The sequence below is a fragment of the Methylocaldum sp. GT1TLB genome (assembly GCF_051027445.1).
Classification (GTDB): Bacteria; Pseudomonadota; Gammaproteobacteria; order Methylococcales; family Methylococcaceae; genus Methylocaldum.
In genome coordinates this window covers 3,616,339-3,636,635 of record NZ_CP194898.1, presented here as the reverse complement: position 1 = coordinate 3,636,635, position 20,297 = coordinate 3,616,339, and the positions used below count along the sequence as shown (strand labels likewise).

23 protein-coding genes are annotated in these 20,297 nt (G+C 58.5%); 14 read left to right on the top strand and 9 right to left on the bottom strand.

What is annotated here, in order from left to right; all coding sequences use genetic code 11:
* Position 1: 1 nt before the first annotated feature.
* Positions 2 to 1,000: an ATP-grasp domain-containing protein gene (locus ACR2R1_RS15900; RefSeq protein ID WP_434110906.1), complete on the bottom strand. Its 999-nt coding sequence runs from the start codon at positions 998 to 1,000 to the stop codon at positions 2 to 4.
* Positions 1,001 to 1,011: 11 nt separating this feature from the next.
* On the opposite strand from ACR2R1_RS15900, the gene ACR2R1_RS15895 reads away from it, so the two are divergent.
* Positions 1,012 to 1,731: a HisA/HisF-related TIM barrel protein gene (locus ACR2R1_RS15895; RefSeq protein WP_434110904.1), complete on the top strand. Its 720-nt coding sequence runs from the start codon at positions 1,012 to 1,014 to the stop codon at positions 1,729 to 1,731.
* Between the two features lie 81 nt (positions 1,732 to 1,812).
* On the opposite strand, the gene fae is transcribed toward ACR2R1_RS15895, so the two are convergent.
* The 6 genes from fae to ACR2R1_RS15865 all read right to left on the bottom strand — a co-directional run bounded on the left by fae (position 1,813) and on the right by ACR2R1_RS15865 (position 7,460).
* A complete protein-coding gene (gene fae, locus ACR2R1_RS15890) occupies positions 1,813 to 2,325 on the bottom strand; it encodes a formaldehyde-activating enzyme (RefSeq protein WP_077732049.1) in 513 nt (170 codons plus the stop codon).
* A gap of 107 nt (positions 2,326 to 2,432) precedes the next feature.
* On the bottom strand, positions 2,433 to 3,320 hold the full coding sequence (locus ACR2R1_RS15885) for a triphosphoribosyl-dephospho-CoA synthase (RefSeq protein ID WP_434110902.1): 888 nt from the start codon (positions 3,318 to 3,320) through the stop codon (positions 2,433 to 2,435).
* An 11-nt stretch (positions 3,321 to 3,331) separates the two neighbouring features.
* A complete protein-coding gene (locus ACR2R1_RS15880) occupies positions 3,332 to 4,246 on the bottom strand; it encodes an ATP-grasp domain-containing protein (protein ID WP_240502624.1) in 915 nt (304 codons plus the stop codon).
* Position 4,247: 1 nt separating this feature from the next.
* Positions 4,248 to 5,243 carry a methenyltetrahydromethanopterin cyclohydrolase gene (mch, locus tag ACR2R1_RS15875; protein ID WP_133717975.1) on the bottom strand — a complete coding sequence of 332 codons (996 nt, stop codon included), beginning with the start codon at positions 5,241 to 5,243 and terminating at the stop codon, positions 4,248 to 4,250.
* Between the two features lie 42 nt (positions 5,244 to 5,285).
* Entirely contained in the window at positions 5,286 to 6,401 is a 1,116-nt protein-coding gene (locus ACR2R1_RS15870) for an ATP-grasp domain-containing protein (RefSeq protein WP_139841036.1), read from the bottom strand.
* A gap of 45 nt (positions 6,402 to 6,446) precedes the next feature.
* Complete coding sequence (locus ACR2R1_RS15865; protein ID WP_086133694.1) at positions 6,447 to 7,460, bottom strand: beta-ribofuranosylaminobenzene 5'-phosphate synthase family protein; 1,014 nt, start codon at positions 7,458 to 7,460, stop codon at positions 6,447 to 6,449.
* A gap of 408 nt (positions 7,461 to 7,868) precedes the next feature.
* On the opposite strand from ACR2R1_RS15865, the gene ACR2R1_RS15860 reads away from it, so the two are divergent.
* Positions 7,869 to 8,333, top strand: a complete 465-nt coding sequence (locus ACR2R1_RS15860) for a hypothetical protein (RefSeq protein WP_077732054.1) — start codon at positions 7,869 to 7,871, stop codon at positions 8,331 to 8,333.
* Here ACR2R1_RS15860 and ACR2R1_RS15855 read toward each other — a convergent pair.
* Entirely contained in the window at positions 8,330 to 8,521 is a 192-nt protein-coding gene (locus ACR2R1_RS15855) for a hypothetical protein (RefSeq protein WP_139841037.1), read from the bottom strand. The two genes, ACR2R1_RS15860 and ACR2R1_RS15855, sit on opposite strands and share 4 nt — an antisense overlap.
* A gap of 111 nt (positions 8,522 to 8,632) precedes the next feature.
* On the opposite strand from ACR2R1_RS15855, the gene ACR2R1_RS15850 reads away from it, so the two are divergent.
* Genes ACR2R1_RS15850 through ACR2R1_RS15805 form a run of 10 tightly spaced genes read left to right on the top strand, consistent with a single transcriptional unit; the run spans position 8,633 to position 18,032 of the window.
* On the top strand, positions 8,633 to 8,971 hold the full coding sequence (locus ACR2R1_RS15850; protein WP_086133696.1) for an SBBP repeat-containing protein: 339 nt from the start codon (positions 8,633 to 8,635) through the stop codon (positions 8,969 to 8,971).
* Positions 8,968 to 10,380, top strand: a complete 1,413-nt coding sequence (locus ACR2R1_RS15845; RefSeq protein ID WP_434110898.1) for an SBBP repeat-containing protein — start codon at positions 8,968 to 8,970, stop codon at positions 10,378 to 10,380. Before ACR2R1_RS15850 ends, ACR2R1_RS15845 begins: the two co-directional genes overlap by 4 nt.
* A gap of 27 nt (positions 10,381 to 10,407) precedes the next feature.
* Positions 10,408 to 12,723 carry an Ig-like domain-containing protein gene (locus ACR2R1_RS15840; RefSeq protein ID WP_086133698.1) on the top strand — a complete coding sequence of 772 codons (2,316 nt, stop codon included), beginning with the start codon at positions 10,408 to 10,410 and terminating at the stop codon, positions 12,721 to 12,723.
* A gap of 11 nt (positions 12,724 to 12,734) precedes the next feature.
* Positions 12,735 to 13,430 carry a hypothetical protein gene (locus ACR2R1_RS15835; RefSeq protein ID WP_077732058.1) on the top strand — a complete coding sequence of 232 codons (696 nt, stop codon included), beginning with the start codon at positions 12,735 to 12,737 and terminating at the stop codon, positions 13,428 to 13,430.
* Positions 13,427 to 13,831 carry a hypothetical protein gene (locus tag ACR2R1_RS15830; RefSeq protein ID WP_077732059.1) on the top strand — a complete coding sequence of 135 codons (405 nt, stop codon included), beginning with the start codon at positions 13,427 to 13,429 and terminating at the stop codon, positions 13,829 to 13,831. Before ACR2R1_RS15835 ends, ACR2R1_RS15830 begins: the two co-directional genes overlap by 4 nt.
* 9 nt (positions 13,832 to 13,840) lie before the next feature.
* Entirely contained in the window at positions 13,841 to 14,689 is an 849-nt protein-coding gene (locus tag ACR2R1_RS15825; protein ID WP_077732060.1) for a hypothetical protein, read from the top strand.
* Between the two features lie 9 nt (positions 14,690 to 14,698).
* Positions 14,699 to 15,379 carry a carboxypeptidase-like regulatory domain-containing protein gene (locus ACR2R1_RS15820; protein ID WP_077732061.1) on the top strand — a complete coding sequence of 227 codons (681 nt, stop codon included), beginning with the start codon at positions 14,699 to 14,701 and terminating at the stop codon, positions 15,377 to 15,379.
* Positions 15,376 to 15,693 (top strand): hypothetical protein, encoded by a 318-nt coding sequence (locus tag ACR2R1_RS15815; protein WP_077732062.1) that lies wholly within the window; start codon positions 15,376 to 15,378, stop codon positions 15,691 to 15,693. The genes ACR2R1_RS15820 and ACR2R1_RS15815 overlap by 4 nt, the downstream gene beginning before the upstream one ends.
* A 25-nt stretch (positions 15,694 to 15,718) precedes the next feature.
* Positions 15,719 to 17,593 (top strand): hypothetical protein, encoded by a 1,875-nt coding sequence (locus ACR2R1_RS15810; RefSeq protein ID WP_434110894.1) that lies wholly within the window; start codon positions 15,719 to 15,721, stop codon positions 17,591 to 17,593.
* Positions 17,594 to 17,612: 19 nt separating this feature from the next.
* Entirely contained in the window at positions 17,613 to 18,032 is a 420-nt protein-coding gene (locus ACR2R1_RS15805; protein ID WP_434110892.1) for a hypothetical protein, read from the top strand.
* Between the two features lie 198 nt (positions 18,033 to 18,230).
* On the opposite strand, the gene ACR2R1_RS15800 is transcribed toward ACR2R1_RS15805, so the two are convergent.
* On the bottom strand, positions 18,231 to 19,187 hold the full coding sequence (locus tag ACR2R1_RS15800; protein ID WP_434110401.1) for an IS5 family transposase: 957 nt from the start codon (positions 19,185 to 19,187) through the stop codon (positions 18,231 to 18,233).
* On the opposite strand from ACR2R1_RS15800, the gene ACR2R1_RS15795 reads away from it, so the two are divergent.
* Both ACR2R1_RS15795 and ACR2R1_RS15790 read left to right on the top strand, forming a co-directional pair.
* Positions 19,179 to 19,925, top strand: coding sequence for a hypothetical protein (locus ACR2R1_RS15795; protein ID WP_434110890.1), 747 nt, complete (start codon positions 19,179 to 19,181; stop codon positions 19,923 to 19,925). The genes ACR2R1_RS15800 and ACR2R1_RS15795 overlap by 9 nt on opposite strands.
* A complete protein-coding gene (locus tag ACR2R1_RS15790) occupies positions 19,922 to 20,146 on the top strand; it encodes a hypothetical protein (RefSeq protein ID WP_077732066.1) in 225 nt (74 codons plus the stop codon). The genes ACR2R1_RS15795 and ACR2R1_RS15790 overlap by 4 nt, the downstream gene beginning before the upstream one ends.
* Positions 20,147 to 20,297 lie beyond the last annotated feature (151 nt).

Here is a 20,297-nt window from a genome sequence, read left to right as displayed (position 1 = left end):
TTCACGTCTCCAAACCAATCTCGACGGGCTTTGCCGATTCCGCGTCGAATTCGGGCAAGATTCCGCTCCGCCACAATTCCAAAACCAGCGCGGCCGGATTAATGCCTAAGGATTGCCGCAGCCCGGCGTAGGACGTGGTCAGTCGCGGATTGATCTCGAGCACCCTCGGCCCCTGTTCGCACTGCATCAAATCGACCCCGGCATAGCCCCATAATTCCGGCACGGCCTCCGCGATCCAATCAGCCAAGGCTCGATACGCGGCAAGACCCGACCGGATGGCGCCGACCTCGCAGCCGCGCAAGGCAAAACCGCCCCGCGACCTGACGATCCGTTGCCGGTTACAGCTCAGCAGCCGCGCTTTCCCGTGAGCAAACAGTGCGGACAGGCTAAGCGATTCGCCTTCGATCAAAGGCTGAACGACATACCGGGCAAGGTCGTCGGTTTCGGCCGCCCAAGTCTTCCAGACCCACTCGGTTTCGATGATGCGGGCGCCTTCGCAACCAACGCCGTCGTCCGGCTTCACGACACGTGGGAATTCCAGAGGAATCGATTCGCTCAGAGCGTAAGTCGAAACGGCAGAAACGCCTTTATTTTGCAGGCGCTTCACGGTCGCCAGCTTGCTTGCGGCAAGGCTGACGGCGTCGGACGGGCTGGTCAACAGCGCCTTGCCGGCCGCCTCGACTCGACGACAAAGACGCTCCAGAATGCCGCCGGTTTCAGGCGCGATCGGCCACACCGCGTCGCAACGCTCGATCTGATCCACAAGGTGGCACTCAAGCTCGTCTTTCCGATCGACAAAGACCCATGAGGCCCCGGAAAACTTCCGGCCCGAAAGGGGGAGCCGCGCATCCCTGAACACGACCGTCCGAACATCCGGCAAGTCGGACAAATCCCTGAGGAGCGCCGTAAGCATCAACTCCCCTTCCTGCGCCAACGAGCGTGGAATTGCTTCGCCGAGCATCCCGCCGCCGGTAATATATTCGAAAACCAGTATCTTCATTCCTGCATCAAATGGACATCATCCCCGTCGTCGACATCATGGGCGGTGTCGCCGTGCACGCCAGGGAGGGCCGGCGCGAGCAATACCGTCCGCTGCAAAGCGTGTTGTGTTCGACTCCCAAACCGGAGGCCGTCATACGCGGTTTGCTCAGCTTGTATCCGTTCAAAAGGGTCTATATCGCCGATCTCGATGCGCTCATGGGCAAAGACCCCCAAACTAATTTGGCGGTCGAGCTGGAGCACTGCTTTCCGAAGGTCGAATTCTGGATAGATCGAGGACTGCCACGCCTCGGCGAACTGGAGTCTTTTCCAGTTAAAAAGCACGCCCGATCGGTCGTCGGCAGCGAATCGCTTTCCGAGGAATCTTTGCCGCTTCTGGCCCGTTCATGTCCGGGCTTCATCTTGTCGCTGGACTTTCTCGGCGACCGCTTGTTAGGGGCTGAGCAACTGCAGTACAGCCCGGAACTTTGGCCGGAAACCGTGATCTTGATGAGTCTCTCCCATGTGGGTAGTACGGCGGGTCCCGACTTCGGCCGTTTGGCGTCGTTCAGCCGCAAACATCCCCACCGACGCTTCATCGTAGCCGGCGGCGTGCGGGACGAACAAGATCTGATACGGCTTAAATCCATGGAAACGGCCGGCGTGTTGCTAGCCAGCGCCCTGCATTCCGGCACTATTGACTCGCGGCTGATCGGGCGTGTGATCGAGGATTCGGAGGAGGCGGTGACTTGAGGAAAGTCCGAGAATTCGTGACTTACGGACGAAAAAAAACGTTGCCCCGGTGCCGGGGCAACGTTTTTTCGACAAGCGCGATTATTTGTGCGCTGCGAAGGGGTGCTCGATCTGACCCTTCTGAGCCACGACTTCGGCTGCCTTCGGCTCGCCGGCAACGGCGCGCTTGATCGCCAGCTTGGTGGCTTCGTAGTTGTAGTCCTGGATTTTCGCGTCGTCTTCAGCCAGCCAGTGGATGAATACGCCTACGCAGACGAAAATGTCGTCGGCTTCGTCGGCAGGAATGGTGCCGTCTTCGACGCAATCGGCCACAGCCATGGCAACGCCGCGCTGTGCAGGCCCGAACATCTGGGTAGCCTGCTTGCCGTTCTTGATGGTGACTTTGTTGAACATGACGGTATTCGGCTTGGCCATCAGGTTCGGCGCGACTACGGCCAACAAGCTGCTGAATCCGTCTTTGTTATTGGTGATGCAGTTGGCGAAAGCCGTCTCTGCGGCGCTGCCGCGCGGACCCATGATCAGGTCGATGTGGGCGATTTCGTTGCCGCCGCCGCACAGAGCCTCACCCACCAACATCTTATTGATTTTCCCCATTGCTAACTCCTCTTTGGTAAAAGAAAAAACTTTCGAAGTAACGACACTGCCATATCCTCCTCCCCAAGCGAAGCATAAAAAATCCCTGTTGTTGTGCCGACGTGCCTCTACGCTTCCAGAAAACAGCCCGTCTTTCGCTTGCGCTGGCCCAGCAACGCTTCCAGGCGCACGGCCAGCAAACACGCTACTGTGAGATCGGCCGTCGTACCCGGATTGATTCCGCCGGACTTGAACTCCGCATCCACTGCTCGGAGGAGCGGCATGACTTGTTCCGGTCTATCGGAAACGGATAACGCCTTATCGATCTGCGCCATTCGGCTGGCAACTATCCCTGTATATCGAGCGCCGAACTTACGCTCGATGTGGCTGTCGGGAATATGCTTGAGTAAGCCTACGAACACCGCCACTGCCGACCATTCTTTATCGCCCCACTGGGACAATTTCCTATGATAACGTGGAATCGCGAAATCAAAAACATCTGCAAAAGAATTAGTGTATTGATAAGCGATGCGATCACGATGTTCCGCAAAACGCATGGCTTCGAGCAAAGTTACCTCCGGCGCGTCGCGAACATCCTGATCCGGAGACTCGCCGAGGCCGCCCGGCTGCGCCAGCCGTATGGCCTTGTAAGTCCAGTCCGCGTCGGCTTGCGTCGTCGCACCGAGAACCCGCCGGAGCGCATCCCTGAGCGTTTCGCCTTCGCGAATCTCCTGAACCGCCTGAAACAGGGGCGCGGCCAGCAGGATGATGCCGAGATTGGTATTGCAGGGGACGACCTCGCGAGTCGCCCGAGTCGCGTGATAGATCTTCTCGCCCAGGGAAAGATCGGAGTCGCACAAGAAAGGCCCGCTGGCCGCGGCGCTACGCCGGAAGTCCTCCACGGTCATATCGTGCGCCTCGGAATAAATGCTGACGTTCCCCGGCTTGAAGGCGCGAAGCTCCGTCTCGCAGGCATCGAGGTAAGCGGACAATAAAGCGTCCCGTTGAATAGGCATCGGAACCGACGTCACCGAACCCGGATTTCCCCGTGAGGCTCGGGGTGACAAAGCGACAGGAAGTCGTCGACCAACAAATCGGCGATCGATACTTTACTGACGCTCTGCAAGCCCTTCCACGCCGGAATGCTGTTGACCTCGAGCACGCTGTACCGACCGTGGTGATCGCGGATGATGTCCACCCCCGCGTAGCCCATGTCCAAAACCTTTACCGCATCCTCCGCCAATCGGCACAGCAGCAGATCGTCGAGACGCACCGGTTCGCAGCGAGCGCCCTGAGCGACGTTGTTCAGCCAGCTCACACCGCATCGCCGCATGGCGGCCACCGCCTTGCCCCTGATGACGAATACGCGGAAGTCGTGGGGCTGTTCACCGCAACTCACGAAACGTTGTAGGTAGAAAACGCCGCTGCTATCGCTCAGCCCCGCCAGGTCCTCCGGCTTTTCATATCGCTGCAAGCCCTGTCCCTGGGAGCCGAACAAAGGTTTGGACACGAGCTGATGGCCCGCGCGCAACTCCCGCTCGGCCAGATCGAGTGCCTCTTCGCGGCTGCCCAGCACCCAGGTGGGCGGCGTCGGTATGCCGGCGCACTGCAACATGAAACTGGTCATGGCCTTGTCCACGGTGCGCTCGACCGCCCGACCGTCGTTGTATACCGGAATCCCGAGCAGCTTCAATGCGTGCAGCACGTCGAGGTAGAAAACGACCTGATCCAGCGACCCGCCCGGCACGCCACGCACGAAAACGCCGTCGGGAAGGCCGTCCTCGAAGCTCGGCAGGAGCACCGGCAAACCGCCGGACTCGAGATTCAGCCGGCAGGCAGTCAAGGACACATAGGAATAGCCATACCCTTTCGCTGCCAATGCCTCGCGAAGTCGTGCGCCGTGCCAGCCCGGATCGTCGGTGATGATCGCGATGCGGCCCAAATTATTCTCCGAAGGACCGTTCCAGGAGCGCTTCGTCGAGCTTGCCGGCATGGAAGCTGCGGCCGGACTCGACTGCCGTGACAATGACGCTGGCTGGGCTGAACAGCATCGGATCGACCTTGAAAAAATCGTACTTGTAATCCTTGAACACCTCGGCAAACGGCCTGCCGTAATCGCGGGAAACCGAACTCGGCAGTTCGTTGGCCAGCATTTCGGCCGCTTCGTCGCTGCCCTTCACGAACAGATGCACGGTACCGCCGAACAGAATGGCGTCGTTGGTGCGCCCCATGGCTTTGACGAAATTGGGATGAGGCGGCGGAACCGGAGCGGTTCCGGTACCGTCGATGATGTTTCCCAGAGGAAAATGAAGCGAATGGGCCTTGTGCAGGGCGACCTCCAGTACGCGGCCGACGACCTGCATGCCGCCGGCGAGGCTGGAAGTGGGCGTCAGAATGACGTTGACCCCGCTCGTATCCACTTTGCAGGCCTTGGCGATTTTCTCGATCACCTCGACCGGAGGAACCTTGTCGACCTCCATCACGATGGCCGTCTCCTTGCCGTGGTCGCGATAGCCCAGTTCCTTATAAAGCTCTTCGACGGGCTCTTCGTTGCCGTCCTTGACCTTGGTCGCCATCGCACGCGCCGGGCCCGAACCGAGCGCGTAAAAGGCGCTTTTGCCCTCTCCGTGGGACAGGCTCCAGCCGGCATACTGGCTGCCCAGGCAGGAAATTACCGGATTCGTGGAATGGACGTTCACGGTCAGAGGCCAGCGACTGAAGGTTGAAGAGTGAGTAAGCGTGACGGTCCCAAGTCCACCCATGCAGATTTCCGCGATCAAGCGCCCCGCCTCCAGACCGCCCACCGCCTCGATACCGGCGTCGATGATGGTGCAGCCGTTTCCCAGCTTGTCGATCTTGAGCCGCAGCTTGTCGGCATTCGCGATCATGTACTTGACGATGGGAAGCGCGTGCGCGTTAACGCTGACAGTGTGTTGCATGGTTACCCTCTTGCCCGGTTCATTGAAGAAAAGGTGATTGTACTAGCCGTACAGTCGTTCGTGCAGCTCGGTTGTCCGCAGCTCGATCAAACGTTCAACGTCGGGACAGTCGGCCCCCTCCGCGCGAACGGTGCACACCGGTTGACCAACGTCGATCAGCGTGCGCGGCACCGGCGTATCCGTACACCAGTCCGGCCAACACATGGTTTCGGACACGTCGAGCTCCCGCGATGCGAAAAAAACCTTGAAGGCCCGGGTGACGCCGCCGGTGTCCGCAGCACCCGGAATTCCCCCTCGGCACGCCCGAATATGTTCGGCCAATAACCCGCGTGAAAAATCCTCATCGTACAAGGCCATGGTGGCACTCGGCCTAGGGTTGATTTCCAGAACCCGGCACACCTCGCCATCGAGCATGAAATCCAGGCTGTTCAGCCCCTTGAGCGGAACCGCTCGGATCAGGCGAGCGACGTACGCCTGCACCTGCTGCCGCTGCTCTAACGCAAGTTCCGCTCGATTGATGGCGCCGGCAAACAAAAACGGCTGATCGACATGACAATCAGCCGTCCACAGCGTGTTGAAACCGATGATCCGCGCATTTTCGCCGTTCGCCAGAAACAGGGCGGACATGGCCTTGCCGGGAAGCCTGCGCTGGTAATAGCCGCTCGAATCCGGTTCCGCTCGGGCACAAAAACGCACACCCTTGCCGCCTTCGCTACGAGCGGACTTCAACAGCCAGTTCTCCGGATCGGGCGGCCACGTTCGGCTGGATTCCGGGTAAGGAATATCGAGCTGCCGGAGCAGATCGAAGAAGGCATCTGGCGTTTTCAATAAACGGAGAATTTCCGGCGAATTGCCGTAGAGCGTCCGCCCTTGCGCAAGTCCTTCCAAAATGCCGGGATCGGCATCCAAACCGCTACTGTAAACCAGAGCGTATCCGAGCTCCGCCGGAGCAAGCCGCTCGGCGGCTCGCAAGACGCTTTCCCGCTCGAAACCTATGTCGGCGCCGTTGACGGCTTCGCAGCGCTCGGAACAGGCGCGTGTTTCCCGATCGGCGAAAAGATCGATCGAGACCGGCCGAATTCCGGCACGCGCCGCCGATTGCGCCAGCATTCTCGCCGAGCAGCCGATCAGCAGCAGGCGTTCCGATAGGTCGCGCAAACTTTCCAATGATCGCTCAATGGCTTCGCCGCCGACGCGCCGCGGCTATAAACGCAACGTCTTTTCGCGCGACGCATCCGTTCGCTCCAACATAACATCCGCGCCTTTGTTGCGGGGGGTGGCCAGCAGAAACCGGAGACCCGCCGTGCCGGCGAACTGCCGCCGCGCCGCGGTGACCAGCGTTTCCCCGCGCGTCGTGTTCTCAACCAGGCAAAAACCGGTCGGCCCCCAGGAGCTCTGACCGATGCCGACGGCGCCCTGAGCTTCGAGAAAAGCCAAGGCCTTGGCGACGCCGGCGCTGGTGAAGCGTCCGCCCTGAGCAGGTGCGAAATAATCGCCCACCGAACGTTGCAACTCCGCGATCACCTCGCCGAAACCTCGGATGTCGCGCTCGACTAATGCGGGCAAGCCTTTCATGAGCAGCAAATGACAGAGATGCGCGGCTTCCTTGGCGGGAAAAACCGGCAAGGCGCGGAAAGCCTCGATCTCGTCCTTGCCGTGCAAGCCCAGATCCCGCTCGTCCAACACCAGAATGAGACGCCAGTCCGCGGGAAATTCCAGGCGAGCGACGACCGGCGGGATGACCGTGTTTTCGCCGCGCCCGCCGTCGACCACCAGGCCGCCCTGCTCGAATACGGCGATACCGATGCCGGAGCGTGCGCCCCGCTCGACAATGGGAGCGAGATTGCGCACCGACAGGTCGAGACCGTAAAGCCGGGACAGAGCCATACCTACGGCCAGTTCGAGCTGCGTGCCGGAGCCGAGTCCGATGTGCCCCGGTATGGCGTCCTCGATCCGAATCTCGACCGCGAAATCCTGCTCCAGCGCGGAGACGAACTTGTTGACGGCAGCGATGGCCCGATCCGCGCCGGGTCCGTGCGCGGTCAGCCGATCCGAAGGCATCATCGATAGTCTCGTCGCGATTTCGTTGACACCGACGCCGATACTGCCGAAACGCCGCCCCAAGGACCCGCCCAGATCGAGAAAGCCCATGTGCAAACGCGCCGGAGCGATAACTCGCGCACGAAGCTTGTGGTGGGATGAGGAATTGACTGACATTGGCTAGAACGACTTCCGGAGAGCCGCGGATATTTCCGCTCGAGAAGTAACTGCAAAGGGACATGCTATTGCATGGTCTCCGGTTTGTCGACCTTGGAGCTTATGGAACCAGATCGATCACGCATGAACAGTGCGGGATTAACGCCGACATACGACAGCAATGCCTTTGATAACGGAATGGCATGGATTCTCACATAGAGTTCATAGAGGCGGCTGATTCAGCTCGGACGGAAGGGCGCTGCCGCCGGACAAGATAGGCCGGAAATTGCAGCTATACTTCCGGCTACTGAAAAAAGCAACTCTTCAGGAATAAGAACAACTTGCGGTGAGGACTTCGCTTGTACCGCGCCGCAGCTAGCGCACCTTTCATGAAGGTTAGCCATCGACCATCACTTCGGGGGAAAAGGAATGAGCCTATTTTTGAAAGGTCTGGGACTTGTCTCGGGTTTATTGGCTTGCGCCGCCTGCATCGCGGCTGATCCGCGGCCGGATGGCAATGAGACGACGAGCGGCAGGGCCGTCGAATCCGCGGCATCGTCGCACCAGGGTCTCGATTCCGGCCTGATTCTGAGAAGCTACGGAAAGTTGCCCATGGCCTTCGAGAAGAACCATGGCCAAGCCGACGATGCGGTCGACTTCGTCGCGCGGGGAGCCGGCTACCGAGTGTTACTGATGCATTCGGAAGCGGTCGTCGATTTGGCAGGTAGCCCACTCGAACCTGCACTCGACACACTCCGCATGCGCTTTGTCGGAGCACGCCGGGATGCCGCGGTAGCAGGCATCGACCCACTCCCCGGCAAGACCAGCTATTTCAGGGGCTCCGACTCTTCCAGGCATCTCAGCGGCATCGAAAGTTTTGCCCAGGTCCGCTAGCCGCAATCTATCCCGGCATCGACCTCGTCTATTACGGCAACCAGCGGCATCTGGAATACGACCTGGTTGTCTCGCCGGGCGGCGATCCGGCACAGATCAGGATCGCTTTTGAAGGTCCCGAGCGTATCGAGATCGATGACGACGGAAATCTGGTGCTTCACACCGGAAGCAGGCAATTGATCTTTCAACGGCCGTTCGTCTACCAGCTTGCAGAAGGAGAGAAACGAGCGGTCGAAGGACAGTACGTCCGTACGGCAGAAAACCAAGTTGGCTTTAGTGTCGCCGCCTACGATACGCGAATGCCTCTGGTCATTGACCCGGTGCTGAGCTATTCGACCTACATCGGAGGAACCTCGGACGACGCCGGCACTGCCATTGCCGTTGATGCGGCAGGGTACGCCTACGTTGCGGGGTATACGTATTCTTCCAACTTTCCGCTCAAGAATCCTTACGACCGGTCGTTGGGCAACAGCGATAGGGATGTCTTCGTTACCAAGATCGACCCGACGGGATCGGCCCTGGTGTATTCCACCTATCTGGGGGGACGAAACACCTTGGATTGGGCGACGGGTATCGCCGTCGACGAAGCCGGAACGCTTACGTCACCGGCCGGACCACCGGCAGCGATTATCCCGTGACAAGCGGCGCCTACCAATCGGGCGTGACGGGCGGAGGCGCATTCGTCACCAAATTGAACGCAAGCGGCACCGGGCTCGTATATTCGACTTATGTCCTTGGCGCAACCGGCACCCGCATCGCCGTCGACGCCTCTGGCGCCGCTTACCTCACCGGCAGCGCCAAACCGGATTTCACTACGACTCCGGACGCCTTTCAGCCGACCAGCGACAACACGGGCGGCACCGACGCCTTTGTCGCCAAGCTCAATCCGAACGGCACCGGGATGGTTTACGCGACCTTTCTCGGCGGCAACGGCACCGATGCGGGCAAAGGCATCGCCGTCGACGTTAGCGGCGATGCTTATGTCGCGGGCTCGACGACGTCGGATAACTTTCCTACCGCGAATGCTTTGCAGGCAACGCGTCAGGGCAGACAGGACGGTTTCGTAACCAAGCTGAATGCCTCGGGCACGGCGCTCGCTTTCTCCACCTACCTCGGCGGTTCCATGGACGACTCGGCGAACGCCATCGCGGTCGATACCCAAGGTAGCACCTACGTGGCGGGAGAAACCTACTCCAGCAACTTCCCCGTCAAGAACGCCTTTCAGCCCACCAAGTCCGGGTACCTTCTCACCAACTCGAGCCTGGGTAATGCTTTCGTCGCAAAGCTCTTGCCGGGGGGAGACGGATTCGCCTATGCGTCGTTTCTCGGGGGCGAAATCTGTACCCGCTATTGCTATTCGGTATTCAACGCCTTCCAGATACGCGGAGACGTCGCCTATGGCATAGCCATTGATGATGTGGGGCATGCGTATGTGACGGGACTTGCCAGCACGTACACATTTCCGCTGATCGATTCGCTTCAGCCCGGCAAACAACAGGACAGTGAAGATTCTCTTTTCGTATCGAAAATCGGCTTGGCCGGGAATGTCCTTCTTTACTCCGCGTTCGTCAGAACCGGCCCCACACCGGGAGGCGATGTGGATGACGGCCTGCCCTCCGGAGCCGGTAACGCGATTGCCGTCGACAGCACTGGCAACGCCTACGTAGCGACGGAAGACGCTGGCGGTTTTGAGACGACTACCGGCGCTTTTCAAACGGCGAACAAAGGTGGTGAGGATGCGGTCGTGTTCAAGCTCAGTGCGTCCTCGGTTGGGATGACTCTCAGCTCATCGGCGAACCCGGCAAGTTCGCGAACATCGACGACACTGACCGCGACTGTTTCCGACCCGAACCTGACCGGCAATGTCTTTTTCATGGACGGCTCGTCGCAATTGGGTAGCGCCCCTCTGAACGGCGGCTCCGCGACTCTCACGACGACGCTGTCGGCCGGGATCCACCGGCTCACCGCCGTGTTCCGCAGCAACCCAATCACCGCAGACTCGGCCTTGCTTCACCTGGTCGTCAATACGGGTCTCGTCTGCAACTGAAGCGATTGAACAGGAACGGGAGAAACCATGTCTCGCCTCATCTATCGTATGGTGTTCTGGCTCGCCGCTGCGGTGCCCCTGACGGCGGTCGCCGGCAAAAACATCGCCCCCACTGTCAGCCTCACCGCACCGCTCAATAGCGCGAGCTTCACTGCCCCGGCCACGATCGCACTGTCGGCCACCGCCACCGACACCGACGGCAGCATCGCCAAGGTCGACTTCTATCAAGGCACGACGCTGATCGGCACGGCTACCGGCACGCCCTACACATACACGTGGTCCAATGTACCCGCAGCCAGCTATACGCTTAGGGTCATAGCCACCGATAACCTGGGTGCTTCCGCTATCTCCGAGCCGGTCGTCATCACTGTCAACCGGCCGCCACTAGTGGCGCTTACTGCGCCGGCCAACTGCGGCGCATTCGACACCTCGACCGGCCTCGACCTGAACGCCGACGCCGTAGACCCCGACGGCCACGTGGTCCGGGTCGACTACTATGCGGATGACGTCCTCGTGGGCTCGGTCGACAACCCCTCATCTTATCTGGAGGCCGGCAACGCCTACTGGTTTCATTGGGCCGGCATGTCCGCCGGCACTTATACCCTCACTGCCCGTGCCATAGACAACCGCGGCGCGGTCGCGACCTCCGAACCGGTCATCCTCACCATTGCCCCGGCCAATCAGCCGCCATCGGTATACCTCACTGCCCCGGCGAATGGCGCGGTTTTCGGGACCACCGAACCAATCTCCGTCTCGGCGGAAGCCCAGGACAGCGACGGCAGCATCGCCAAGGTGGAGTTCTACCGTGGTACAACGCTCATCGGCACCGACACCGCGCCACCTTACTCTGTCATTTGGAGCGGCGCCAAATCGGCCGGGCAATATGCGCTGTCGGCCCGCGCTACCGATAACCGCGGGGCGCTGACCGTATCGGCGGTCGTGTCCATTACCATCAGCGCCAACGCGCCGCCTACCGTCAGCCTCACCTCCCCAGCTAACGGCGCGAGCTTCACCGCACCAGCCACGATTAATCTCGCTGCCAACGCCGCCGACTCCGACGGCAGCATTGCACAGGTCGAGTTTTTCAGCGGCTCGACTCGGCTTGCCACGGTCACCACTGCACCCTATGCCTACACTTGGTCCGATGTGCCTGCCGGGAGCTACTCCCTGACAGCAAAAGCCACGGACAACCTCGGCGCGACGGCTACTTCCGCGGCGGCAAGCATCACGGTAGCCGCCCCACCGCCCAACACCCCGCCCACGGTGAGCCTCACCAGCCCCGCGGCGGGCGCCAGCTTCCAGGCGCCGGCGACGATCACTCTCAACGCCAGCGCCGCCGACGTTGACGGCAACATCGCCAAGGTCGACTTCTACCAGGGTACGACGATCCTAAGCACAGCCACCAGCGCGCCTTACACGTTCAACTGGACCAATGTCGCTGCGGGCAGCTATACCCTTACCGCCGTGGCCACCGACAACCTGGGCGCAAGCACGACCTCGGCACCGGTGAGCATACTGGTGAATGCGCTCGGGCTCACTATCATGAGCCCCGCCGACGGCGCCACTGTTGCGGGAGATCACGTGACGGTGAGCGGCCGATTCCTCGCGCCCCTCCATTCCGGCATCAGCGTCAATGGCGTAGTAGCCACCCTTGTGGACGGTGATTTCTACGCCTATGACGTGCCGATTGCCACGGAGACTCAAACCCTCACCGCGACGTTAACGACGCTCGACGGACAGACGGTCAGCCAGTCGATCTCGGTCGCCGGCGCACCGGCGCCGGGCGTACTGATACATGCCGAGCCGCAGAGCGGCCTGTCGCCGCTCAAGGTGGATTTCAGCGTCACGAACAACACGTCGAGCCCGGTGCAGAAGGTGGAGGTCGATTGGGACGGAAACGGCACCATCGATTTCACCGCGAGCGTGAACTTCAACCTTACATATTCGACGCCGTGGACCTATCGGACGGCCGTCAAAGTGACATTGGAGGATGGTTCGGTCTTCACCCAGAGCTTCCCGATCGTGGTGCAGGATCCGGAGCAAACGGATCAAATGTTCCAGTCCCTGTGGACCGGCATGAACAGCGCCCTGATCGCCGGGGACAAGATAACGGCGCTGAACTATCTGAGTCCTCCGGCGCGAGCGAAGTACGGACCGGTGTTTGATGTGCTTATGCCGCATATGGCCGAAATCATCGGCAGCTATACCGAGCCCCAGTTAGGAAGCTATGCCGAAGGCATGGCTGAGTACGCGATCGGCCGCACGATCGATGGCGTGAACCACGTCTTCCTGATCTATTTCCTGCAAGATCCCAGCGGGATCTGGCGCCTGGATTCCATGTGAGGTAAAGCCCGATGAAAACCCTTTTCATGACCTGTCGCTTGCTTCTTGTCCTCACGTCGCTATCACTGCCGGCCTGCGCCAAGACCTATTCGGCCAAGCCGATTACCGCAACCGTGGTCGACGCCGAGACTTGGGAGCCGCTCGAAGGCGTTAATGTCGTGGCGGAGTGGATATTGCACTATCCCACTTGGCGGAGTGATGGCTCCCTGGAAGTTGCCGAAGCGGTGACCGATAAAAAAGGGCAGTTTCATATTCCCGGCTGGGGACCGAAAGCGGTTCCCAGTCATTTGCCGCATGGCACGAGACTGGGAAATATAGACCCAGGGCTTTACTTTTTTAAGAGTGGCTATCGGGTTCGCGCCCTAGACAACAGTCGTCGGCAGCCGGAACGGCTTCTGCCCAGGAACGACATCCCCGTGCGCTATTCCGACTGGGATGGCAAGCTCATCTGGCTGGAGAAGTTCAAGGGCAGCCTGCAAGACTACGCGAGCATGGTCAAGTCCGCTTCCGGTTTTCATTTCCAGGACTGCAAATGGGTGAAGTTCAGGCGGTGGCTGATGGCGATGTTCCGGGAAGCGGACAGGCTGAATGCGGCCGGAGTGAGCGGAGTGCGCAACAGCACCATCGATTACCGATGGTGGTCCTCAAGACGCGATAAGAACGAATGTGGCCGCTTGGAAGAAATCTTCTCGGAATATCTGAAATGAAACGGCAGACGATACCCGCTTTGGCCTTGGCGGCGCTGGTGAATGCTTGGCAGACACACGCGTATGAGATTCCGGCCCACGGCGAATTGTCGAGCGCAGCATCCGACAAATCCATGCTGGCCGACCAGTCCGTACTGCGGAATCTTGGGCTTGACGCCACCCAGAAATTTCCCGCGACCCAAGGTGACGATTCGGAGGAGTTCGTGAATTGTAAGCACGGTGAATCTTATCTGATAGGGGAACTCATCGCCTGTGGCGCCCAGTTCGAGGACGTGCCGAACGACCGCAGTACGAACCACTTCTTCGATCCGGCTCATAAATCAACGCTTTTTCCGGATGGCGCGCCGCTCACCGTTCTGCCATTTCCTACGGGGAGAGGATGGCGTTTGGATTTCATGTGAGGACTGGTCATGAAAAATTTCCTGCTTCCCATCTTGACTGCGCTGCTGTTGCCCCTGCAGGCCTGCGCGACGAAATACTCGGCGGAGCCTATTCAGGCGCGGGTGGTCGACGCCGAAACGAAACAGCCGCTAGAAGACGTGAACGTGGTGGCGAACTGGCAACTGGAAGGGGGCCTTGAAGGCGGCACCAACCTGGGACAGATGATGGTAATGGAAACCGTCACGGATAGTGCCGGGCAATTCAGTTTCCCGGCCTGGGGGCCGAAGGCGATACCGAGCGGATATCCGTTGGAGTACCAGAACGCCCGGTTGAAAGATACGGATCCCCAATTGCTGTTGTTCAAAAGCGGCTATAAGTATCTAGCCCTCTATAACCGCAAGACAGCGGAGCAAATGCGCGGCAAAGGGCCTTCCGTCAGAACGTCCGATTGGAACGGGAAGACTATCGAGATGCGAAAGTTTAAGGGAAATCTTGAAGAATACGCGGGAGAGCTTTCTTATCTAAATATCCTCTTGGAGAATGTGGCGGTTCTTTATCCTACAGAGCTTCCTCAGAACCCCTGCAAATGGAAAAGAATTCCATTGGTGATACTGGCTACTGGCAAGCAAAATGAAGTCTTTAAGGCTAACCATATCCGTTTCCGGACTTTGGGGTTATATGACCGGTTGCTTTCGAACGAAAAGTACTATTCAGAAAAAGGGTGCGGATCGGTCAAGGCATTTTTCAGGGAGTATGAAAAATGGAGCTCAAATGGCGAATTTTTTCGAACCGGCACACTAACGGCCTACATATCCTGGATGGGACTTTATGAAACTTGGGCTTGCTGCCCCTACGGGCAAGATTTCCTCGATGAATGAGATAGCAAAATGAGCAAGTTCCGATTCCTGTTACTGGCGTTCGTGCTGATTTCTTTGCTGGGCTGCGGCGCGCCTTTCTACATCGCCGACCCGATCGAGGCGCGGGTGGTGGATGCCGAGACGAATCAGCCACTGGAAGGCGCGAACGTGGTAGCGAACTGGCAATTGGTGGTCGGCAGCCTCGATGGTGAGCGTGATAGAGGCCAGCTCGAAGTAAAGGAAACCGTCACGGACCAGGCCGGCCGCTTCCACTTCGAAGGCTTCACTAAGCTCAATCCGATGCTGTACGAACTGCGCGATCAAGACCCTCGAATCATCATCTTCAAGCCGGGCTACGAGTGGAAGATGATCACAAACAACTATCCAGGGGCTGGGACGAAAACGCCAGGCATTCATCGCAAATCGTGGGTGAGCGGGCGAACTATAAAGTTAGCGAAAGCGGATCCCGTTGTTACTCACACAATGATCAAGATTTTCTACGGTGGATTGTATTCATATTTGGTAGATATTGTGGAAGATTGCGAGTGGAAAAAAATACCGCTCATGATCTTGGCCATGGATGCTGAAAAAAAACGCCTCAAGGCAATTGATCCACAGGCCGATATTGAAGTTTGGTCAATTGGTCTCCTTGATCAATATAAAGGAAGATGCGGATCGGCGGAGGAGTTTTTCAAGGAGTATGCCAAATGACAATAAAATCGTTCTTCTTTATATTTATAGCCGCTATATTGGCATGGGTGATTCCGGCCTGTGGATACGAAGTAGGGACGCATACGACAATGGCAGCTTATGCAGCACAAGATTCGATTCTAAGCAAACTTTCGACGCTAAAACAGCTTGGGCTGAAAGGCGTAGACCTCTACGATGAGAGCCAAAAATTCCCTAATTCAGACACGTTGTTAGGCTTTGGCGTTAGCAACCTGATGACCATTAGCGCACTGATACAGCATGGTGCCGCTTTCGAAGACAATCGCCGCGATATCCAGGCGCTCTATCACTTTTAATCCAGTAAATGGGCAAGGCTTGACGGTGGACGGCTGGATGCCGGGTGCGCCCTCTCCGAATTGGGCGTTGGAGGATATCCAGGATTTCAGCACGGACCAGCCGTTTTCTTACAAGAAAGGGCGGCAGTATTTTTATAACGCGCTGACCAAGCCTGACAAGGCGGAGCGGGGCAAGAACTGGGGCTTGACCTTCCAGACGCTGGGGCACGTTATCCACCATTTACAGCACATGGCCCAACCCCAGCATGTGCGCAACGAACCGCATTGCGATGGACTGATTTGCGCATTTCCCGGCTATTTCCTGGGCCTGTGGAATCCAAGCCTCTACGAGAAGTGGACGCTGAGAAATCCCCCGGCCAATATGTGGTTCACCACTTATGCTCCGGTATATTCCGCCGACGATACCGGCAATTTCACCACGCCGCGCCAGTTCTGGACAACTACTGAAGGAAACGGCACTAGGGGAAACGGCATCGCCGAATACACTAATCGAGGATTTTTTTCCTCCGGGACGCTTTTCAGCTCGGAGGCACTTCCTTCTCCGACATTGTCTTCCTTGATGAAGGGACAGCCCCTTGATGTCGTAACTGTGTGCGCAGAGGCCGAGGCGCAAGGGCGGCCTCCTTGCCCTCCCGCCATCTCGGGTGAGATTACCTTCTTTGCAAACACCGTCACAGATAGTCTCCGGCCCAGCGAAACCAGGGACAATCCACGGGCAGCGAGCTATTCGCTATTCGATCCAGAACTAGAAAAGAAAGGAGTGGCTCCTGTCTTTGCGCTGAACCGCTTTGACTTGGATTCTGCCCACGAGTTCCTCATCCCCCGCGCTGTCGCCTATTCCGCCGGCCTGATCAACTACTTCTTCCGCGGCAAGATGGAAATCTCCCTATCCGACGAGGGCGTCTACGGCGTCGTGGATCACTCGGTCGAGAAAGCGAAGAACACGGACGGCTTCCGCAAGATCAAGCTTAAGTTGAGAAACGTCACGCCCGCCGTCACTGGAGTGGAACCCATGGGAGCGCCGGGCAAGCTCCAGGCCGTGGCCAAGTTTCACCGCAACAGCTGCTATCAGCCGGACCTGTCGGGGGAATACGGCGCCGAGGATGAAAATAATGCCAGGATTAACGACTGGAAACAGTGCCGCTCGGAGAACGAAGACATCGTCGTCTCGGAGGAGACCGACGTGCCCGCCGGCATCAATGCCGACGCGCAGCCGGTTACGTTCCTCTTCCCGACTCCCATCCCCATCAACGCCACGGACCTCTACCTGCAAGTCGTCTATCGCGGCCCGTTAGGGCAGGAGGAAGACGCGGTGGCGGTCGCCACCAAGGACATCGCCGAACCCGACTTCCAAATCGGCAGTTACAATACCATGGAGCAATATTTATGGGGAGGGTTGCCTTTTGGGTTATACCCTTTCAAGCAGTACTATTGTGACCAGATCCTCAAGGTCGATTATGATACCTGCAAGTACCGGTATCGATTCTCCGCTTACTTTCGTTTTGTACCCCCGACGAATTTCGATCCCGCCAACCCGGTTGAGACGTATGCCGCGACGGCAGCGATCGAAGGCGTTCTGGTGAGCCGGTATGGACGGCTCGCGGTGCTGACCGACCCAGGGTCTTTTTCCGCCTATTGGATGAAAATCTTTCCGGAAGGGTATCCGGCAGGGTCCACTCCGGATCTCAGTTCAGAACCCTCTCTTCATACGTATACATACACTGCGACAATCAACCAACTCGATCCGGAAACCAATACTATGGATTCCACCCCGTACCGCGAGAAACGGGGAATCTATGGCGCTCAGGCTATATACGAAACATTAAGCGACACTAACCTCTCCGAACCCCCACCGCTAATAAACCCGCTCGATCCCGTGCCTGCGCGGGTAAATTATTGATCCATGCGGGATCCCATTCATGAAACCCGGACTCGAGCCGCCCCTGATTACCCTGGTGCTCGCGCTACTCCCGCTATTCCACGACGCTGCCGGACGTGAAAATCGCAAATCCGGAAAAGCATTTTGCCGAGAAAAGCAGGTCGAGAAAGAGTTCGAGGCGAAGCGGAAAGCCCTGTATACAATCCAGAATGCCCTGCAAACCCTCAAGAACACCCAGCCCAACCAATACGTTGCCGATTATCAAAATTATCTGAAGAGCTTGGAGCGGCTCGCGCACGGAAAACGGGGCCAAAAAGATAAAGGGGGCAGACCCCTTTGTAAATTCGCGCGCGAGTACTTCTACCAGGTGCTCACCTCGCCGCCGTTGCCGGACCGGGAGGACAACTGGGGCAAGCTGTTTCAGACGTCGGGCGGCATCCGGCAGCCCGCTTCCGTGTGAAGGAGCGTCCATGGAACTACCCCGCATCATTTTGTACTTATGGAAGCTCTGAATAAGTGCGTTTTATTGGTGGCTCCGATAAACCGGCCGGGGCTACCAGCCGAAAAAGGTCGTTTTTCCCTCCCCAATTGGCGCCCGCTATCGGCGCTCTTTCCGCCCCTCGCCCCCGGTTTTCCGGGACGATGCACGGATTGATCCCTAGGCCGCCATCAACTCCTCCCGCACCTGGTAGAGATTGCCGAGGGCAAACAGCAGGTAGAGTTGCTGCCCGTTTTTGAAGAGTCCCCGGTACCGGACCTTGGTATAGCCGAATTGGCGTTTGACGATCCGGAATGGGTGTTCGACCACCGCCCGCAGCGCGGCCAGCATGCGGTTGTGAAGCGCTTGTTCCGCAGGCAAGTCCTCGCCCTTCTTACGCTTGAAGGGAAACGCCCAGACCGGCTCGCCCTCCTGGCGTTCGACCTCCAGATTGCGGTCCTTGCGGGTATAGGCCCGATCGCCCAGGACGACCTGCTCCTCGCCGTGCAACAGGGCATCGGTCATGACCCCGTCCGCCACCTTGGCGGTGGTGACTTCCATCGTGTGCACCAAGCCTGAATCAGCATCCACGCCGATGTGCGCCTTCATGCCAAAGTGGTAATTGTTACCCTTCTTGGTCGAACTCATCTCGCCATCCCGCTTCCGCTCGCGGTTCTTCGTGGACGGCGGGGCGGCGATCAGGGTGGCATCCACGATGGTCCCTTGACGCAACAATAAGCCCTTTTCCGCCAATAGTGCCGCCGTTTCATCGAATAGGGTTTGCGCCATCTGATGGGTTTCCAACAGGCGCCGGAACTTGAGGATCGTGGTTTCATCCGGCATGGCGTCCTCGCCCGCATCCAGCCCGGCAAACTCGCGTAGCATCGGAATGTCATGCAGCGCCTCTTCCATCGCCGGATCGGAGTAGCCGAACCAGTGCTGCATCAGGTGGATGCGCAACATCGTCTCCAAAGGAAAGGGACGCCTGCCCCGGCCGGCCGTCGGGTAGTACGGCGCAATCCGGCTCGTCCACAACCCCCAAGGAATCACCTGCTCCATGTCCTGGAGAAATTTCTGACGCTTGGTCAGCTTCGGTTTCTTCACAAACACGGTGGCACTGAGTCCGAGTTGCTTCATCTGGTATCGACCTGTCGAAAATTGGACGTTGGGCGTTATTTTATCGGGGCCAGGGACTTATTCAGAGTTTCCTTATATCTTCTTCTCACCGCACTATCGTTGCCGGCCTGCGCCAAGACCTATTCGGCCAAGCCGATTACCGCGACCGTGGTCGACGCCGAGACCTGGGAGCCCTTGGAGGGCGTCAACGTGGTGGCGGATTGGCAACTGCACTATCCGAACTGGCATGGCGCCGGCTCCCTGGAAGTCGCCGAGGCGGTGACCGATAAAAAGGGGCAGTTCCATATCCCCGGCTGGGGGCCGAAAGCGGTACCCAGTCATTTGCCGCATGGCACGAGGCTGGGAAATGACGATCCAGGGCTGGTTCTTTTCAAGAGCGGCTATCGGATTCGCGGCTTGAGTAACAGTCGGCAGCCGGAACGGCTCCTGCCGAGAAACGACATTCCCGTGCGCTATTCCGACTGGAACGGCAAGCTCATCTGGCTGGAGAAATTCAAGGGCACCTTGGAAGAATATGGGAAATATATCTACGATCCGGCGGCGCACATGGGTGCTGGAATTCCATGCCCATGGAAAAAAACGCCACGACTGTATGCCGCGCTGATCAAGGAACGGGAGCGGCTCGATAGCCTGGGTATCCATAACACCGATCTTCCTTCCCTACAGGCCATGGAAAACTACTTCAGCTTTGAAAATTGTGGTTCCGCCAGGGAATTCTTCCGGGAGTACCTGCAATGAGCAGACTAACTTCCAAGCTGTTTGGAGTTCTGTCGGCGGCTGTCTTGGGCGCATCGGCTTTCGCCTATGAAATGCCGACTCACCGTGTGCTATCTGAGCAGGCGGCAGCAAAGTCCAGACTGAGCCAACCCGATGTCCTGGCTGATCTGGGGCTCACCAAACCCATCACTGATCCCACCCAAACCTTTCCGATCGATTACGGCTCGTGCCGCCGAAAATAGCAGACGATTACGGGGCCCAAGTATTAGCTGGCCCGAAGTTGAAAGTTGAGGCCGAAAGACCTATTCTTGCGCGATTTGGTGCAACACCTGCGCCTGTCCGCATATGATCCTTTACCTCTTCGGCGGCTACGCCACCCGACGTCTTGATATC